At 59.8% G+C, this 16,675-nt stretch carries 15 protein-coding genes; 5 read left to right on the top strand and 10 right to left on the bottom strand.

Features of this window, described 5'->3' with window-relative positions:
* Positions 1-4: 4 nt before the first annotated feature.
* The 6 genes from ASE94_RS20670 to typA all read right to left on the bottom strand — a co-directional run bounded on the left by ASE94_RS20670 (position 5) and on the right by typA (position 6,554).
* The gene (locus ASE94_RS20670; protein ID WP_082461185.1) at positions 5-277 is read right to left on the bottom strand and encodes a DUF3892 domain-containing protein; all 273 of its coding nucleotides are present in this window, start codon (positions 275-277) and stop codon (positions 5-7) included.
* A gap of 487 nt (positions 278-764) precedes the next feature.
* Positions 765-2,906, bottom strand: coding sequence for a sodium-translocating pyrophosphatase (locus tag ASE94_RS11965; RefSeq protein ID WP_062630588.1), 2,142 nt, complete (start codon positions 2,904-2,906; stop codon positions 765-767).
* A 191-nt stretch (positions 2,907-3,097) separates the two neighbouring features.
* Positions 3,098-3,370 (bottom strand): DUF167 family protein, encoded by a 273-nt coding sequence (locus ASE94_RS11960; protein WP_062630587.1) that lies wholly within the window; start codon positions 3,368-3,370, stop codon positions 3,098-3,100.
* Positions 3,371-3,398: 28 nt separating this feature from the next.
* Positions 3,399-3,701, bottom strand: a complete 303-nt coding sequence (locus ASE94_RS11955) for a YggT family protein (RefSeq protein WP_061908439.1) — start codon at positions 3,699-3,701, stop codon at positions 3,399-3,401.
* A 343-nt stretch (positions 3,702-4,044) separates the two neighbouring features.
* Complete coding sequence (locus ASE94_RS11950) at positions 4,045-4,653, bottom strand: DedA family protein (protein WP_061908440.1); 609 nt, start codon at positions 4,651-4,653, stop codon at positions 4,045-4,047.
* Positions 4,654-4,739: 86 nt separating this feature from the next.
* Entirely contained in the window at positions 4,740-6,554 is a 1,815-nt protein-coding gene (gene typA, locus ASE94_RS11945; RefSeq protein ID WP_062630700.1) for a translational GTPase TypA, read from the bottom strand.
* A 487-nt stretch (positions 6,555-7,041) separates the two neighbouring features.
* On the opposite strand from typA, the gene ASE94_RS11940 reads away from it, so the two are divergent.
* On the top strand, positions 7,042-7,674 hold the full coding sequence (locus tag ASE94_RS11940) for an NAD(P)H-dependent oxidoreductase (protein WP_061908442.1): 633 nt from the start codon (positions 7,042-7,044) through the stop codon (positions 7,672-7,674).
* A gap of 94 nt (positions 7,675-7,768) precedes the next feature.
* On the opposite strand, the gene ASE94_RS11935 is transcribed toward ASE94_RS11940, so the two are convergent.
* The gene (locus tag ASE94_RS11935) at positions 7,769-8,206 is read right to left on the bottom strand and encodes a MarR family transcriptional regulator (protein WP_062630586.1); all 438 of its coding nucleotides are present in this window, start codon (positions 8,204-8,206) and stop codon (positions 7,769-7,771) included.
* Positions 8,207-8,433: 227 nt separating this feature from the next.
* On the bottom strand, positions 8,434-8,967 hold the full coding sequence (gene ppa, locus ASE94_RS11930; RefSeq protein WP_061908444.1) for an inorganic diphosphatase: 534 nt from the start codon (positions 8,965-8,967) through the stop codon (positions 8,434-8,436).
* 208 nt (positions 8,968-9,175) lie between these two features.
* Here ppa and ASE94_RS11925 point away from each other — a divergent pair, with 208 nt between their 5' ends.
* Entirely contained in the window at positions 9,176-9,724 is a 549-nt protein-coding gene (locus tag ASE94_RS11925) for a hypothetical protein (protein ID WP_062630585.1), read from the top strand.
* On the opposite strand, the gene ASE94_RS11920 is transcribed toward ASE94_RS11925, so the two are convergent.
* A complete protein-coding gene (locus tag ASE94_RS11920; protein WP_062630584.1) occupies positions 9,718-10,182 on the bottom strand; it encodes a TerB family tellurite resistance protein in 465 nt (154 codons plus the stop codon). The genes ASE94_RS11925 and ASE94_RS11920 overlap by 7 nt on opposite strands.
* A gap of 237 nt (positions 10,183-10,419) precedes the next feature.
* On the opposite strand from ASE94_RS11920, the gene ASE94_RS21495 reads away from it, so the two are divergent.
* The 3 genes from ASE94_RS21495 (at position 10,420) to ASE94_RS11905 (ending at position 16,239) form a co-directional block, all read left to right on the top strand.
* Positions 10,420-11,262: a hypothetical protein gene (locus ASE94_RS21495; RefSeq protein WP_244484029.1), complete on the top strand. Its 843-nt coding sequence runs from the start codon at positions 10,420-10,422 to the stop codon at positions 11,260-11,262.
* 199 nt (positions 11,263-11,461) lie between these two features.
* A complete protein-coding gene (locus ASE94_RS21490; RefSeq protein WP_348270976.1) occupies positions 11,462-12,790 on the top strand; it encodes a DNA polymerase Y family protein in 1,329 nt (442 codons plus the stop codon).
* Positions 12,787-16,239, top strand: coding sequence for an error-prone DNA polymerase (locus ASE94_RS11905; RefSeq protein ID WP_082461183.1), 3,453 nt, complete (start codon positions 12,787-12,789; stop codon positions 16,237-16,239). The genes ASE94_RS21490 and ASE94_RS11905 overlap by 4 nt, the downstream gene beginning before the upstream one ends.
* 10 nt (positions 16,240-16,249) lie before the next feature.
* Here the strand turns inward: ASE94_RS11905 and ASE94_RS11900 are convergent, their stop codons facing one another.
* Positions 16,250-16,537, bottom strand: coding sequence for a 4a-hydroxytetrahydrobiopterin dehydratase (locus tag ASE94_RS11900; protein WP_062630581.1), 288 nt, complete (start codon positions 16,535-16,537; stop codon positions 16,250-16,252).
* Positions 16,538-16,675 lie beyond the last annotated feature (138 nt).

The following is a 16,675-nucleotide window of genomic DNA, read 5'->3' as shown; positions in this document are numbered from 1 at the left end:
ATGATTAGGCGCAGGTTGGCAGAGCTAATAGATTGTTTGGCTCCAATCCATCAGCAGTTGTTTTCAGATATTTTTTGCCGTGACGCACGGCCACCACAATCCAGACAGACTCGCCGTCAGCTACAGTCCAGAACCGGTGGGTACCACTCTTGATGTGCTGAATTGCGTCGTCCAGTTTCAGTTTCCATCCGCCACCGGCAGTTCCACCGATACTATCGATTCGACGATCAACATCCTGACCATCGGGAATTATGCACGTCACTTGGTAGTCAGACATAATAGCTCCAATCTGGGAGCCAGAACGGTTGACGGCTGAACGCAAAAGGGAGACGTTCAGGTGTACTCGAACTCCCGTTCTGGCGGGTTTCGTACTAGGGCGATGGACGGCAATCCGTCGCCCTTTTCATTCGTCCTCTGATTCTCATTACAGCACAAGAACGGACGAAGTTTAGCGGGGATATCCGCTGTGAACTTTGTGAATAGTGGGAATAATAAGGACACTAGCGCGGTCGAATTGACTTGCTAGAATCAGCAACAGTCAGACGTCGATCCTGCGCCTTTTACACTTCTGCTTCATTGGCGCATTCCTACGCTGATTGTCACCCCGGACTTGATCCGGGGCCCATCCTCAAATCTCAAGATGGGTCCCGGCTTTCGCCGGGATGACATCTCGGGAGCGGATGAGTTGCAGTGCATAAGCCGACAGAGAAAAAGGCCCGGGATTGCTCCCGAGCCTTCTTCAATTCAGTCGAGACTACGTCTGGTCAGCCCATATGCGCCAGCACGGCCAACAGCAGCAGTGCCACGATATTCGTGATCTTGATCATCGGATTGACGGCCGGGCCGGCTGTGTCCTTGTAGGGATCCCCAACAGTGTCGCCGGTCACGGAGGCTTTGTGGGCGTCTGAGCCTTTGAAGTGCTTGACACCGTGGGAATCCGTAAAACCGTCCTCAAAACTCTTCTTGGCATTGTCCCAGGCGCCGCCGCCGGCGGTCATTGAGATGGCAACGAAGAGGCCGGTTACGATCACACCCATGAGCATGGCGCCGAGGGCTGAGAAGCCAGCGGCGGGGCCGGCTATCCAGTTGATGATGACGAAGACGAGGATCGGCGAGAGCACCGGCAGGAGCGAGGGGACGATCATTTCCCGTATCGCGGCTTTGGTGAGCATATCGACGGCGCGGCCATAATCGGGCTTGTCGGTGCCGGCCATGATGCCCGGCTTTTCCTTGAACTGGCGGCGCACTTCGACGACGACCGATTGGGCAGCGCGGCCCACCGCGGTCATCGACATGCCCCCGAAAAGGAATGGCAGGAGACCACCGAAGAGGAGGCCGACGACGACATAGGGATCGGCCAGCGAGAAGGTGAGCGTGCCCATGCCGGCAAAGATGGCCGGTGCATCGGGTAGGGACGAGAAATAGATCAGGTCCTGGGTATAGGCAGCAAAGAGCACGAGGGCGCCGAGGCCTGCCGAACCGATGGCATAGCCCTTGGTGACGGCCTTGGTGGTGTTGCCGACCGCATCGAGCGCGTCGGTATTGTGGCGCACTTCCTTGTCGAGACCGGCCATTTCGGCGATGCCGCCGGCATTGTCCGTGACCGGGCCGAAGGCATCGAGCGCAACGATGATGCCGGCGAGAGCCAGCATGGTGGCGACGGCCACCGCGATGCCGAAGAGCCCGGCCAGCGAGAAGGTGACGATAATGCCGGCGATGATGACGAGGGCCGGAAGGGCCGTCGATTCCAGCGACACGGCAAGGCCTTGGATGACATTGGTGCCATGGCCGGTGACCGAGGCTTCGGCGATGGAATTGACCGGGCGCCGATTGGTGCCGGTGTAATATTCGGTGATGACGATGATCAGCCCGGTGATGACGAGGCCGGTGACCCCGCACCAGAAGAGGCTCCAGGGCGTAAAGGTTTTTGCCGCCGTTTCGATAGAGAGGTTCATATCGCCGAAGAGGAGCCAGAGCACCGGCAACAGCACGACGAGCGACAAGACACCGGTGGCGATGACGCCCTTATAGAGCGCGCCCATGATGTTGTTGTCGGCGCCCAATTTGACGAAATAGGTGCCGATGATCGAGGTGATGACGCAGGCGCCACTGATGGCGAGGGGCAGCACCATGCCGGTAAGCTTGAGGGCCTCGGGCAGGATGATCGCGGCGAGAACCATGGTGGCGACGATGGTCACCACATAGGTTTCGAAGAGATCGGCGGCCATGCCGGCGCAATCGCCGACATTGTCACCCACATTGTCGGCGATGGTGGCCGGGTTGCGCGGATCGTCCTCGGGAATGCCGGCTTCGACCTTGCCCACCATATCGCCGCCGACGTCTGCACCCTTGGTGAAGATGCCACCGCCAAGACGGGCGAAGATGGAAATCAGCGAAGCCCCGAAGGAGAGAGCGACGAGGGAATCGATGACCACGCGGCTCGTGGGCGCATTGCCCATGGCTGTGAGGATGATGAAGTAGAGCGTGACGCCGAGAAGGCCGAGACCGGCAACGAGCAGGCCGGTAACCGCGCCGGACTTGAAGGCGAGATCGAGCCCCTTGCCGAGCGAGGAAATGGCGGCCTGGGCGACGCGCACATTGGCGCGGACCGAGACATTCATGCCGATAAAGCCGGCGGCGCCAGAAAGCACGGCACCGATCAGAAAGCCGATGGCAGCATGGACGCCGAGCAGGAGCCAGGCGGCAATCAGGATGACCACGCCGACAATGGCGATGGTGGTATATTGGCGTTTGAGATAGGCCGAAGCGCCTTCGCGCACGGCGGCGGAGATTTCCTGCATACGCGCCGAGCCCGCATCAGCCTTGAGAAGGCTTTGGGTGGTGACGACGCCATAAACGATAGACAGACCGCCGCAGGCGACGATCAGCCAAAGTGCCAGATCCATGAAACACGTTCCTCGAATGATAAGATTCGAGACCCGCCGCGGCCTTGGCCAGCTCTTTTGGGGATTTTGCTTTGCCCCGTGTCCGGTCCGCAACCGCCCTCCGGCGGACCTCCTCCCAAGGGTCAGCTTAGCGCGATTGGGGAGTTAAGCAATTGGAAAGTGTGACGGTTTGTCGCGGGCGCTTCTGGGCCCTATCCGAGAGTGCTGAGGCGCGAGACCAGAATGTCGATGTCCCCGACCACATGCACGGTCTTGAAGCGCGAAAGTTCGCCGCTGACCAGGGTGAGGCTGGATTTGGGAATGCTGAGGGATTTGGCGAGGAGCGCCAGGACGGCGGCGTTGGCCTTGCCTTTGTCGGGCACGGCCGACACGCGGAGGCGGAGGACGGCGGTGCCATCATCGCGCTGTTCTATGCCGTCTATGGCGTCGCGCCCGGCATTGGGCGTGACGCGGAGAGATAGCAAAAATCCCTCCGGCGTCGGGCGAAAGGGGCTAGATGCCGGCACGAACCACGGCGGGATAGATATAGTAACCGATGATCGACTGGATGAAGAAGATCAGGAGGAAGGCGACCAGCGGGGAGAGGTCGAGGCCCGAGAAATTGGGCAGCATGCGGCGGATTGGCCGGAGCACCGGGTCCGTCATCTGATTGAGCACGCGCCAGACCGCTTCGACGAACTGGTTGCGGGTATTGATGACGTTGAACGAAATCAGCCAGCTCATGATGATCATGATGAGCAGGACCCACCAATAGAGCTGGAGGAGGATCAGGATGATATCGAGAACGGCGCGCATTGGCGTCTCCGCGAGAAAAGGTCCGATTTATCTAGTGGGTTAGCCATCGACTCACAAGGGCACCGGAGCGCTTCGAGGAAAAGTGGGTACCGGTTTTCCGTCTCGGAAGCGCGACCACCAGGGATCAAAAAGTCAGAGCCCCGCACCGGGCAAGCGATGCAGGGCCCAAATGACTGACTATCCGGTAAGCAGTACGAGGATCCGGATGCCCACTCTATTGCACGAAGCGTGCCAGATGGCGGGGCCAGCAAAACCGGGGTCAGATATTAAGGTCTTATGAATATTGGCTTTTTGCGAGGAGGCGCGCCTCGCAAATTGCGAAGCGGCTTTGCAAAATGCGAATTCAGACGCGCGCGCGGCTTGGCTTCCAGGTCGCGACCTTGACGAGGTAGAGCACGACGACGAGGCCGAGGACGATATAGCTCAGGGGATCGAGCACGACTTCGATGGCGTCGTAATGTTCGTGGAGGATATAGCCCGAGAGGGTGAGAAAGGTATTCCAGATCAAGGCGCCGGTAGTGGATGCAAGGAGAAAGACCGGCAGGCTCATGCGCGAAAGGCCGGCAGGAATGGAAATCAGCGTACGGATCAAGGGGATCAGGCGGCCGAAAAGCACAATGATGGGCCCAAAGCGGGTGAACCATTTGACGGCGACATCGATCTCATCAGCATTGAAGGCCATGACGCGGCCAAAGCGATCGGCGAGGGTTCGGACCCGCTCGAGCCCGAAAATGCGCCCGGCATAATACCAGGGGAGCATGCCGACGACGGCGCCGAGGGTGGCGGTGAACAGCACGCCGAAAAGGTTGAGATCGCCATTGGCGGCGGCAAAGCCGGCAAAGGGAATGATCAGCTCCGACGGAATCGGCGGAAAGATCGATTCAGCCAGCATGACGAGGAATATCCCCAAATATCCGAGTTCGGAAATGGTCTGGATAATCCAATCGGTCATGCGGCAATCTCCTTGGGTTTCAGGCCAGTTAGAGGATGTGAGGGGCAAAAAAAGGGCCCCGGCGTTTCCGCGGGGCCCTTGAACAATCAGGCCGACTTCGAGGCGCGGCTCATGCGCTTGCGATCGTTCGGATCGAGCCAGATCTTGCGCAGGCGGATCGATTTGGGCGTCACTTCGACATATTCGTCTTCGGCGATATAGCCGAGCGACTGTTCGAGGGTCAGCTTCTTCGGGGTCGTCAGGCGCACCGCTTCGTCCTTGGAGGTTGTGCGGATATTGGTGAGCTGCTTGCCCTTGAGCGCGTTGACCTCGAGGTCGTTCTCACGAGAATGCTCGCCGACGATCATGCCTTCATAGATGTCGACGCCAGCGTCGATCATGATCGGGCCGCGATCTTCGAGGTTCCAAAGCGCGAAGGCAACGGACTGGCCGGTGCCGTTCGAGATCAGCACGCCGGTGCGACGGCCGGGCAGTTCGCCCTTGAACGGGACGAAAGAGTGGAACAGGCGGTTGAAGATCGCCGTGCCACGGGTGTCCGACAGAAGTTCGGGCTGGTAGCCGATCAGCGAACGGGTCGGGACCAGCAGCTGGATGCGGGTACGGCCAACGCCAGACGGACGCATATCGGTCAGTTCGCCCTTGCGCTCGGTGAGCTTCTGGACGACGGCACCGGTGAACTCGTCATCGACGTCGATGATGACTTCTTCGATCGGCTCGTGACGGACGCCATCGATATCCTGCATCAGGACTTTTGGGCGACCGATGGTCAGCTCAAAGCCTTCGCGACGCATGTTTTCGATGAGAACTGCGAGCTGAAGTTCGCCGCGGCCGGCAACGTCATAGCTGTCGTTGTCGTCGCCCGGGGTCACCTTGATGGCGACATTGCCTTCGGCTTCGCGCATCAGGCGTTCACGGATAACGCGGGACTGCACCTTGTCGCCTTCGCGGCCGGCCAGCGGGCCGTCATTGATGCGGAAGGTGACCGAGAGGGTCGGGGGATCGATCGGCTTGGCAGCGATGGGCTTCGTCACCGAGGTGGCGCAAAGCGTATCGGCCACGGTCGAGGTGACAAGACCGGCAATAGCGACGATGTCGCCGGCTTCGCCGATATCGACCGGAGTGCGTTCGAGGCCACGGAAGGCGAGAACCTTGGAAACGCGGCCCTTTTCGACTTCCTTGCCTTCACGGTTGAGCGTGTGGATCGGGTCGTTGGCCTTGACGGTGCCCGAGGTGATGCGACCGGTCAGAATGCGGCCGAGGAACGGGTTGCGCTCGATGGTCGTGACCAGCATGCGGAACGCGCCTTCTTCGACGCTGGGCTCTGGCACGTGTTCGATAACCTTGTCGAGGAGCGGCCCAAGATTTTCCTTCGGACCTTCTGGCTCCATAGCCATCCAGCCCTGCTTGGCCGAACCATAAAGCACCGGGAAATCGAGCTGTTCTGGCGACGCATCGAGAGCGATGAAGAGATCGAAGATTTCTTCGAGCACTTCGAGGTGGCGCTCGTCGGACTTGTCGATCTTGTTGATGGCAACGATCGGGCGCAGGCCCTGGGCCAGCGCCTTGCCGAGCACGAACTTGGTCTGCGGCATCGGGCCTTCGGCGGCGTCGACGAGGATGACCACGCCATCGACCATGGAGAGGATGCGCTCGACTTCACCACCGAAGTCGGCGTGGCCGGGCGTATCGACGATATTGATGCGGGTGTCTTTCCAAAGGAGCGAGGTCACCTTGGCAAGAATGGTGATACCGCGCTCGCGCTCGATATCGTTGCTGTCCATGGCGCGTTCTTCAACGCGCTCGTTTTCGCGGAAAGAACCGGACTGCTTGAGAAGAACGTCGATCAGGGTCGTCTTACCGTGGTCAACGTGAGCGATGATGGCAATATTGCGCAGGGACATGGGCACCGGGGCGTTGGGCATGGTCCAGCGGCAGCGAGGCGAACGGCCAAATCATGCGGGAAACAGGAAGCGCCAGTTGCATAAAGGGCAAACTGGCGCATTTCGCTGCGGTCCATATAGAAAAAGCGCGCCTTTCACAAGCGCTCCCGGTGCAGGGCCGGAATGCGCGCGCAGGGAATGGGCGGGTTGAGGCTCATCAGCGGCGTCGCACTCCTGCGGTGATGACGCGAAAATTCCCCCGCCATTCTTCGTAAAAAGCCCGAGGAATCAGCCTTTCTGCCGGATGTTTGCCGCCAGAGCCATCATTGGCGGGCACGTGGAAGAGCGCTTTTGAACCATGCTCCCTGAACCGGTTTGGCCTCTAGCGGTATGCTTTTGGTGCCTTCTTGCCGTTGGGATGGCGATCCCTAAGTAGCGGCGTGCGGTTGCCTGCAGATGCCTTGCCTCCGAGGCCTGTTCGGCGCCGCGCGTTCTAGGAATTTGATAAATGTTGCTTGAAAAACTGAACTGGCGCTATGCCACCAAGAAGATGGATGCGTCCAAGACCGTCGCTGCCGACAAGGTCGACCGCATCGTCGAAGCGGCGCGCCTTGCCCCTACCTCGAGCGGCCTGCAGCCGTTCCAGGTCATCGTCGTGACCAATCCCGAAGTGCGCGCCAAACTGCGCGCTGCCGCCTATGACCAGGCGCAGTTGACCGACGGCTCCGCCGTTCTGGTGTTCGCCGCCTGGGATAATTACACCGCCGAGCGCATCGACCAGATGCTGGCGCTGACCGTCGCCGAGCGCGGCGCGAGCAGCGACACCCTCAGCGCCTATTATGAGCGCCTCAAGGCGACATATGTGCCGCGCGATGCCCAGACCAATTTCGAGCACGCAGCGCGCCAGGCCTATATCGGCTTTGGCATGTCGATCGCGCAGGCCGCTTTCGAAGGCGTGGATGCGACGCCGATGGAAGGCTTTGACCCCGCCCAATTCGACGAAATCCTCGGCCTTTCCGCACAGGGCCTGCGCTCGGTCTGCATCCTGCCGCTCGGCTATCGCGCCGAAGAAGGTGACTGGCTTCTCGGCCTCAAAAAGATCCGCCGCCCGACCGAAAATTTCGTAACCGAACTCGCCTGATCCCGACGCATCACCCTCGTGCGCTGCACGAGGGTGATCGTTTTTGGAATTTTGCGGTAGCATTTTGCGCTGAACAAAATGCAGATTTGCGCCCCTACCCCGCCCGGCCCGTCTGGACTTCCAGCACGGCGACCACGCGGCCCAGCAGTTCTAGAAATTGGCCGCGCTCGGCGGTGGTGAATTGTTCGAGCAGGAGCTCGTTGAGGGCGCCGAGGGCCCGGTCCATGTCGGCGATGAGGTCATAGCCCTTTTGGGTCAGGGTGATGAGGGCGCTACGGCCATCGTCGGGATTGGCTTTTCGGGTGACGAGATCATCGCGCTCCATGCGCTGGATGGTGGCTGTCATGGTGGGCTGTTCGACTTCGGCGGCCTGGGACAGCGCCTTTGGCGTATGCGCGCCGCCTGACGAAAGCGCGAGGAGCACCGGCACATAGGCCGGATTGAGCCCGATCGGCGCGAGCATGATTTCGCGTTCGCGCGTCAAAAGACGGGCGGCCCAGCTAAGTTGATCGACGACACTGCGTTGCGACATACTGAGCCTACTCAGGATTTTTGCCATTTAGGCGCGAGAGGCTGATTTGGGCAAGCGGCTTGCGGGGGCAGATAGTGCGACAGTGGCTGTCATCCCGGCCTTGAGCCGGGATCCATCTTGAGATCTCGGGATGGGCCCCGGCTCAAGGCCGGGGTGACATCCGAGTGGTGTGACCCGGCCTATAAAACAAAAAGGGCGGGACCAAAGCCCCGCCCAAATCGCAAAAATTACTTGGAGTTTTTGGCCATCTCGATGGAGTCGAGGATCACCTTGCGCGCATCGGCGAGGTTGCCGATCCGGTCGATCTTGGCCCATTTGCCAGGCTCGAGATCCTTGTAGTGGGTGAAAAAGTGCTTCACGCGCTCAAGCTGGATTTCGGGGAAATCCTCGATATCCTTGATGTTGTCATACATGCGCGTGAGCTTGCTGACCGGGACGGCGATGATCTTTTCGTCCTGGCCGCCATCGTCTTCCATGAACAAGACGCCGACCGGGCGCGAGCGCACCACGGCGCCGGGCACGAGGGGGCGCGAATTCATCACGATGACGTCGAGCGGATCGCCATCGCCACAGAGCGTATGGGGCACGAAGCCGTAATTGCCGGGGTAACGCATCGGCGTATAGAGGAAGCGATCGACAAACAATGCGCCGCTATCCTTGTCGATTTCATACTTGATCGGCTCGCCGCCCAAGGGGACTTCGATGATGACATTGAGGTCGTCGGGCACGTTCTTGCCGGTCGGAATGGCGTCGATGTTCATTTGGCTGAATGTCCGGTTCGTCGGGGGAAAGCTGAACGACAGGGGTTCTGCCCGACAAAGGCGGGCAAAGGCAAGCCGGAAAACGGCCGAGGCGAAGGCTTCCGCCGCTTGGGGTAAACGGCAATGGTGCTCAGGCCGGGTTCATCTTGTTTTGCGCACAATGGTTGGGTCAATGTAGCGGCCAAGGCCAAACGAGGACGCTTGATCCATGCGGTATCCCCTTCTGCTCGCCCTGACGCTCTGCGCCAGCCCCGCTTTCGCCCAATCGGGCATGACCAGCGCCTATACCGATCTCGATATCGACCAATGCCTCGTGCTCGAAGCCGACGACTTTGGCGCGAGCTGGGCCTGTCCGGGCTATAAGGGGTTTCCCATAAAAGTGCAGGAAGGGGACCTGCGCTTTTCGATCGGCTATGGGTTCAATCCCGACGAAAGCTCGAACGGCGCGCAAACCCTGCCGCCCTTCAACAATCTCGGCAACAAGCTCGAATGGCGCCTTTCCAATGCCAAGGGTTACTTTTTCCCCATCGCCACCATCGTACGCTACAGCACGGCCGATACGGTGACCGGAGAAGACAAGGGTCAGGTCCTGGCCGTGACCCAGATCGCCGAAGGCAATTCCTGTCACATCGCCTATGTCGATGCGCTGGCCAATCCCAATGCCAATGAACTGGCGCGGGCCGCAGCCGACAAGGCCGGCGACTTCAACTGCGCCACCGACGAGCCCGAAGTGATCGGCAAGTTTACCGCCTATTGAGCGGATTCATCCTCGGTCTCGGCCTTTTTCTGTCCGCGGACCTGGTTGCGCAGCACGGTGCGGTCGCGGCTCGACACGCCGATCAATTCGGCGATGCGCCAGACCATATTGTCTTCAAGCTCGTGATTCTCTTTGTCGGCAAAGACCACGGTCCACATCATGCGGATGATCTCGATCCGGTCTTCCATCGATAAGCGGGTAATGCCCGAGGTGAAGTGATAAAAATCCACCGCCTCGGCATCGCGCAAGGCGGCCTGTTTGATCAGCCGATCGACGTTTGGCTCGTCGAGATCATAGTGATCCATCAAGGCGCCACGAATGACCTGGCGCTCCTCATCCTTCATCGAGCCATCGACCGCCGCCAGATGCACGAGAAGCGCGGCGACTGAGAGCTTTGGATCATTGGGGTCCGACGATTGCTCGGTCTTGCCAAACAGACGGGTCAGGGCCTCGAACATGGCAGCACGCCTCTTGCCGGGGAAAAAGAATCAGGACGATGTGGCGGGAGCCAGCGAGGAAAGACTGAGGCAGAACCTTGGTTCCCTCAATGATGAGATTTGGGCCCGAGGTGCTCTTGACCCGGCCTGATGCAGCTTGGCCACACTGATTCCTTTAGACGGAACCGAAAAGGGACTCGACTCTTGTTCTGGCTTGAGTCACCATGTTCCTGTTTTGTTCACATAAGCGGTCACATCATGCCAGCCCCCGATCACCAACAGCGCCTCGCCGCGCTGCGGGACACCATTGCCGATATCGAGAGAAAACCGGCGCTGGCGGAGACGCCGGACCGGTCGCTCGATACTAACGATGGCAGCTTTCCACGTCTCTCGGGTGGGCTAATGCAGGAGATTTTTACCGATGCCTTGCGCAATGGTGGCGCCAGTCTCGGCTTTGCGCTGGGACAGGCGAAAACACTGCTGACCGCCAAGCGCATGGCCGTGCTGTACCTGCAGCTGGAAAAGGACGGACAAACCTTTGGCCTGCCCTATGGACCGGGATTAAAATCTTTCGGCTTTGATCCCGACCAGCTGATCCTCGTGCGGGCCAATGACATGCGCGACCTTTTGTGGGTCGCCGAGGAGGCGCTCGCCTGTCGCGCCGTTGCCGGCATCGTTGCCGATATCGGGGCGCATCCTGAACCCCTCGACTTTACGGCGAGCCGCCGGCTCAGCCTGCGAACGGCCGAAAGCGGCACGTCTCTCTTTCTCTTGCGCTACGGCACCGAGCGGCAGGCCAGCGCCGCGCATGTGCGATGGCGCTTAAGTCCACACCGATCCGGCCGAAGGCCGTTCGATGAAAGAGCCCCCGGGGCTGCTCGATGGCGGCTCGAACTGGAAAAGGGCATCGCCATCCGGCGCAATATGGATTGGGTCCTCGAGTGGACGGAAAATGGCTTCAACTCTCTCCCCGATTGGAAAGACGGTCTATCCCGGCCTGCTGCGCGACCGCCGGTTTCTCGTCCTCACCCTGCCTTTTTGGCCAACGGACTATCTCAAGCGGCGCGATCCCGCTCTCAAGCCACCGCTGGCGCTTTATGAAAAGATCCGCGGCGGCTTGAGGCTTGCCGCGCTCGACCCTCAAGGCATCCGCGAAGGTCTTCGCCTTGGCCAGAGCCTTGCCGATGCCAGAGCCTTGCTGCCGCATCTGACGGTTCTGCCCTATGAGGCTGAGTTTTTTACCCAAGCCTTTGCCGATTTTGCCGATTGGCACTCCAATGCCAGCCCACTGGTTGGCGTGATGAAAGACAGCAAGCCCTATGGCGATCTCGTTCTCGATATCACCGGGGTCGATCATCTGTTCGGTGGCGAGCGCAAAATGCTGCATCAGCTGGTGGCCCGGCTTCGCGCCCTCGGCTACGCCGTCAATGGCGCTGTTGCCTCGACCATTGGCGGCGCCTGGGGCTTGAGCCACTTCGCGCCCAATCGGGTGATCGAACCCCATGATCTCGACCAGAGCCTTGATCTCCTGCCGATTGCCGCATTGCGGCTCCAGGAAAACCAGCTTTCGCTTCTGAACCAGATGGGGCTCAAAACCATAGGCGAATTACGCCATCGGCCTCGAAAGCCGATGCTTGCGCGGTTTGGAGCCTCCCTTATCATTCGCCTCGACCAGGCCTATGGCCTTATCGAAGAGCGCATGGTGCCGCGCCTACCGGTGAGCGAGCATTTTGTCGAGCGCAAATTTCCCGAGCCGATTTCCCAACTCGACGATGTTTTACTGACCGCCCGGGATCTGGCCCAGGACCTCGCACGCCATCTCGAAGAGGACGGTGTAGGCGCTCAGGCTTTTCATCTTTTCCTTTATCGCGTCGACCATAAGGTCATGACGCTCTCGCTCAATGCCGGGCGGGTAACGCGCGATCCCCTCCACATCGCCAATATGTTCAAGCATCGGGCCGAGAGGCTGAGCGAGGAGAATTATGATCCCGGTTTTGGCATCGACGTGGTGCGTCTCGCTGCCAGTTCACTCGATAGGCTCGATGCCACCCAGCTTGGCGCTTTCTCGATTGGGTCCGGCGCCGATATGCTCGATCAATTGACCGATCGGCTCGCGAGCCGGCTGGGCGCGATCGCCGTACTGAAAACCGAACTGATCAAAAGCCATGTGCCGGAGCGGGCCGCTCGCCTCGTGCCGGTTCTGGGCCGATATCAGAAGATGGCCAACGAAGAGCCCGATCTTGAACGGCCTCTGCGCCTTTTGCCCATGCCTGAACTTGTCGCCATCAATGCCGAAGTGCCCGATGGCCTCCCCGCCTCCATGATCTGGCGTCGCCAGCAATATCGCCTGGTCAAGGCAGCGGGACCCGAGCGGCTGAGCGCCGAATGGTGGCGGCGCCGAGAAAAGCTCAAGCTCGCGCCTGACCCCAAGCCTGAAAAGCCAGAGCCGGGGGAAATCCCAAAACCCCTGCCCTATCAGCCGGATCTGCCGCTTTTCGATCCGGTGACCGGCATGCGCGACTATTACGTGGTCGAAGATCGGGACGGTCACCGTTTCTGGGTGTTTCGCCTGGGGCTTTATGGCGGTCCGGTCCATCCCAGCTGGTATCTGCATGGATTTTTCGCATGAGCGAGGTCATCACCCTCAAGCGGAGAAAGCCGGGCCAGACACCGACCCGAAATTCTCCGCCCGCTTTTGCAGAGCTTATTACCACCAGTAATTTTTCCTTCCTGCGCGCCGGCTCACATCCCGAAGAGCTGGTGGCTGGCGCCATGCATCTGGGACTCAACGCGCTCGGACTGTGCGACCGCAACAGCTTTGCCGGGGTGGTGCGCGGCTACGTAACAGCCCGCGACAGGGGCGATATCAACCCTGCTTTCCGTTATCTTGTTGGGGTCCGGCTCTGCTTTTCAGACGGCACGCCCGATATCGTCGCCTATCCAACCGACCGGGTGGCCTATGGACGGCTCTGCAAGCTCCTGACGGTAGCCAACAAGCGCGGTGAAAAAGGCAATCCCGACCTGAGGTTTGGCGATCTCTTCGGGTTCAGCGATCCTGCCTCCACCCAAGAACAAGGCCCGCTCGAAAACTATGCCCAAGGGCAGCTTTTCATCCTCGTGCCCGATGAAGAAAATTGGGGACTGACCGAACGCACCTTGGAGCGCCTCGTCGCCGAAACACCCAATCGAGTCTGGGTCGCGGGTGCCACAAGGCTCGATGGCAAGGACCGGGCACGGCTTAACCGGATCGATTTTCTCGCCAAAAGACATGGCGCACGCATGATCGCCAGCAATGACGTGGCCTATCACGAGCCGGACCGGCATATGGTGCTCGATGTCGTCACCTGCATTCGCGAGCACGTGCCCCTTGAGGATGCCGGATTTTTGCTGACACGCAATGCCGAACGCCATCTCAAGCCGCCTGAGGAAATGGCGCGGCTCTTCCTTGAACATCCCGAGGCCCTTGGGGAAACACAACGCTTTATCGCGCGCATCGGCTTTTCGCTCGATCAGCTCAAATACAATTATCCCGAAGAGACGGTGGGCAATGGGGAGACGGCGCAACAAACGCTGGAACGCCTAACCTGGGAAGGCGCCGCCAAGCGATTCCCCAAAGGCCTGCCCGACAGCATCAAGCGGTCGATCTGGTCCGAGCTTTGCCTGATTGGCTACAAAAACTACGCAGCCTATTTCCTGACCGTGCACGACATCGTCCGCTTCGCCCGCGAGGAGCGCAAAATACTGTGTCAGGGCCGCGGCTCGGCGGCCAATTCCAGCGTCTGCTTTTGTCTTCATATCACCGAGGTCAATCCGGAAACCGGCAATCTCGTCTTTGGCCGTTTCATTTCGACCGAGCGCGACGAGCCACCCGATATCGACGTCGATTTCGAGCACGAGCGGCGCGAAGAGGTGATGCAATATGTCTACCAGAAATATGGCGGACGGCGCACCGGCCTGACGGCCAATGTCATCACATACCGATCCAAAAGCGCCATACGCGAGACCGCCAAGGTTTTCGGTGTCTCTGAAGATACGATCAGCGCCTTCAACCAGCTGCATTGGGGCTGGGGGTCAGGCGTCGACCTCAAGAGCGTTGGCAATATCGGGCTTAACCCGGACGATCCCGTGCTGGCCCAGATGTTCGAGGTGGTCAAAGTCCTGCGCGGCTTTCCACGTCATCTGAGCCAGCATGTCGGCGGCTTCGTCATCACCCGCGATAGCCTTGAAAGCCTCGTGCCCATTGGCAAGACCGCGATGGACAGCCGCGTCATCATCGAATGGAACAAGGACGATATCGACGCTTTGGCCATTCTCAAGGTCGATATCCTGGCGCTCGGCATGCTCTCCTGCCTCAGGCGTGCTTTCGAGCTCATGCATGTCCACTATAAGAAGGACCTGCAACTGGTTGATCTTCTCTCCGAGGAGACGGGCCAGGGCCCGATGGACAAGGCGCGTGTCTATGCCATGATCCAGCGGGCCGACACGCTGGGGGTCTTTCAGATCGAAAGCCGGGCGCAGATGTCGATGCTACCCCGGCTCAAGCCCGAAAAATTCTACGACCTAGTCATCGAGGTCGCCATCGTTCGCCCCGGACCCATTCAGGGTGACATGGTGCATCCCTATTTGCGGCGGCGGCAAAAGCTCGAAGAGCCGGTCTATTATAACGACAAGCTCAAAGGGGTGCTGGAACGCACACTGGGAGTTCCATTGTTTCAGGAACAGGCGATGCAGATCGCGATCGTCGGGGCTGGCTTTTCGCCCGGCAAGGCCGACCAATTGCGCCGCGCCATGGCTGCCTGGCGGCGCACCGGCAAGATCGCCCAATTCGGCGACGAATTCTTGGCAGGTATGGAGGCAAACGGCTATCCGCCAGAATTTGCCAAGAACTGCTTCGCCCAAATCCAGGGCTTTGCCGAGTATGGCTTTCCCGAAAGCCATGCGGCGAGCTTTGCCCTACTTGTCTATGCCTCCTGCTGGCTTAAGTGCCACTATCCCGATGTCTTTGCCTGCGCACTGCTCAATTCCCAGCCCATGGGTTTTTACTCGCCCAGCCAGATCGTGCGCGACGCGCGCGAGCATGGGGTCGAGATCCTCGACGTCGACATCAATTTTTCCCATCTCGAATCCATTCTTGAGCCAGGCACCCGCGACACAGGCGATGGCGTCTGGATGCGCCATGCCGAAATGCGCGGAGATATCCTGTCCAATAAGTCCATCCGCTTGGGTCTGACTTTTGTCGAAGGCCTTGCCGAAAATGACATCAACCGCATTTTGGCGCGGCGGGGCGGGGGCTATAGCTCAATACGAGACCTGTGGCTGAGGACCGGCGTGCCCATTGCCAGCCTCGAAAAACTCGCAAGGGCCGATGCTTTTGCATCTTTGGGCCTCAATCGCCGCGAAGCGTTGTGGGCGGTGAAGGGATTGGTGGGAACTCACGGGGCGGACACGCTGCCGCTGTTTGCTGCTTCTGGTCCGGCCAAAAGCGAAAGGGAAGAGCCAGCGGGCCTGCCATTGATGGCGCCGGGTGAGGAGGTGGTGCATGACTATGCGACGCTGTCGCTATCCCTCAAGGGGCACCCAGTAGAATTCATGCGGCCGATGTTGCAGGAACGCGGGGTGACGCGGGCGCAGAATTTGATGGGGGTGACGCCGGGACATCGGATCGAGGTGGCGGGGCTTGTCCTGGTGCGGCAGCGACCAGGGACGGCAAGCGGGGTGATCTTCGTGACGCTCGAGGACGAGACCGGGGTCGCCAATATCGTCGTCTGGCCCAAAATGTTCGAAAATGACCGGATGCGCAAAATTCTGCTGTCGAGCCGGATGCTGGCCGTAAAAGGCCAAGTGCAGCGCGAGGGGATCGTTGTCCATATCATCGCCGACGATTTGGAGGACATGACCCCGCAATTGCTCGACCTGTCTCACGGCAAGGACTTTGGCGATAAGGTCGTGGCGCGGGCCGACGAAGGAAAATCAGGCCCGCCGGGCAGCCATAGCCGGGATCGCAACGCCATTCGCGAGATCGAACTGGCGCGTCGCCGCGCCTATGCCGCCATGCCCAAGGGCCGCAATTTCCATTGAGAGGGGCCGATCAGGCGATGGCGCCGATCTTTTCAGCCAGATCGACGTCCTTTTGCGTGAGGCCGCCGGCGTCATGGGTCGAGAGAGTGATCTCGACCTTGTTGTAGCTGTTGGACCAATCGGGATGGTGCTCGGCCTTTTCAGCGAACAGCGCCACTTGGGCCATGAACCCAAAAGCCTCGGTAAATGTCTTGAACGTGAAACTGCGGCTAAGCGTCTTGCCTTCGGCGTCGACCGTCCAGCCCTCGAGCTTGGATTTCGCCGTCTCGACCTCTGCTGCTGACAAACGCTGGCTCATTTCGTCCTCGTTCTCTGCCGATCTTTAAGACATGGTTCACCTTCGCAACGGGAAAGTCGGACAAGAGTTCAAGCCGTGCGTCACATTCAAGGCGATCTTAACCAGATCCGCGTTGTCTCACACGTCACGAGAGGTCGG

It is taken from the genome of Devosia sp. Leaf64, assembly GCF_001421945.1.
Taxonomy (GTDB): Bacteria; Pseudomonadota; Alphaproteobacteria; order Rhizobiales; family Devosiaceae; genus Devosia.
This window is presented reverse-complemented; position numbering and strand designations above follow the sequence as displayed.

What these genes read in the sequence shown, in the direction of transcription:
- ASE94_RS11905 (WP_082461183.1), top strand. Translation starts at nt 12,787, where the DNA reads ATGAGCGAGGTCATCACCCTCAAGCGGAGAAAGCCGGGCCAGACACCG.
- typA (WP_062630700.1), bottom strand. Translation starts at nt 6,554, where the DNA reads ATGTCCCTGCGCAATATTGCCATCATCGCTCACGTTGACCACGGTAAG.
- ASE94_RS11955 (WP_061908439.1), bottom strand. Translation starts at nt 3,701, where the DNA reads ATGCGCGCCGTTCTCGATATCATCCTGATCCTCCTCCAGCTCTATTGG.
- ASE94_RS11965 (WP_062630588.1), bottom strand. Translation starts at nt 2,906, where the DNA reads ATGGATCTGGCACTTTGGCTGATCGTCGCCTGCGGCGGTCTGTCTATC.
- ppa (WP_061908444.1), bottom strand. Translation starts at nt 8,967, where the DNA reads ATGAACATCGACGCCATTCCGACCGGCAAGAACGTGCCCGACGACCTC.
- ASE94_RS11935 (WP_062630586.1), bottom strand. Translation starts at nt 8,206, where the DNA reads ATGTCGCAACGCAGTGTCGTCGATCAACTTAGCTGGGCCGCCCGTCTT.
- ASE94_RS11940 (WP_061908442.1), top strand. Translation starts at nt 7,042, where the DNA reads ATGTTGCTTGAAAAACTGAACTGGCGCTATGCCACCAAGAAGATGGAT.
- ASE94_RS11900 (WP_062630581.1), bottom strand. Translation starts at nt 16,537, where the DNA reads ATGAGCCAGCGTTTGTCAGCAGCAGAGGTCGAGACGGCGAAATCCAAG.
- ASE94_RS11925 (WP_062630585.1), top strand. Translation starts at nt 9,176, where the DNA reads ATGCGGTATCCCCTTCTGCTCGCCCTGACGCTCTGCGCCAGCCCCGCT.
- ASE94_RS11920 (WP_062630584.1), bottom strand. Translation starts at nt 10,182, where the DNA reads ATGTTCGAGGCCCTGACCCGTCTGTTTGGCAAGACCGAGCAATCGTCG.
- ASE94_RS20670 (WP_082461185.1), bottom strand. Translation starts at nt 277, where the DNA reads ATGTCTGACTACCAAGTGACGTGCATAATTCCCGATGGTCAGGATGTT.
- ASE94_RS21495 (WP_244484029.1), top strand. Translation starts at nt 10,420, where the DNA reads ATGCCAGCCCCCGATCACCAACAGCGCCTCGCCGCGCTGCGGGACACC.
- ASE94_RS21490 (WP_348270976.1), top strand. Translation starts at nt 11,462, where the DNA reads ATGAAAGACAGCAAGCCCTATGGCGATCTCGTTCTCGATATCACCGGG.
- ASE94_RS11950 (WP_061908440.1), bottom strand. Translation starts at nt 4,653, where the DNA reads ATGACCGATTGGATTATCCAGACCATTTCCGAACTCGGATATTTGGGG.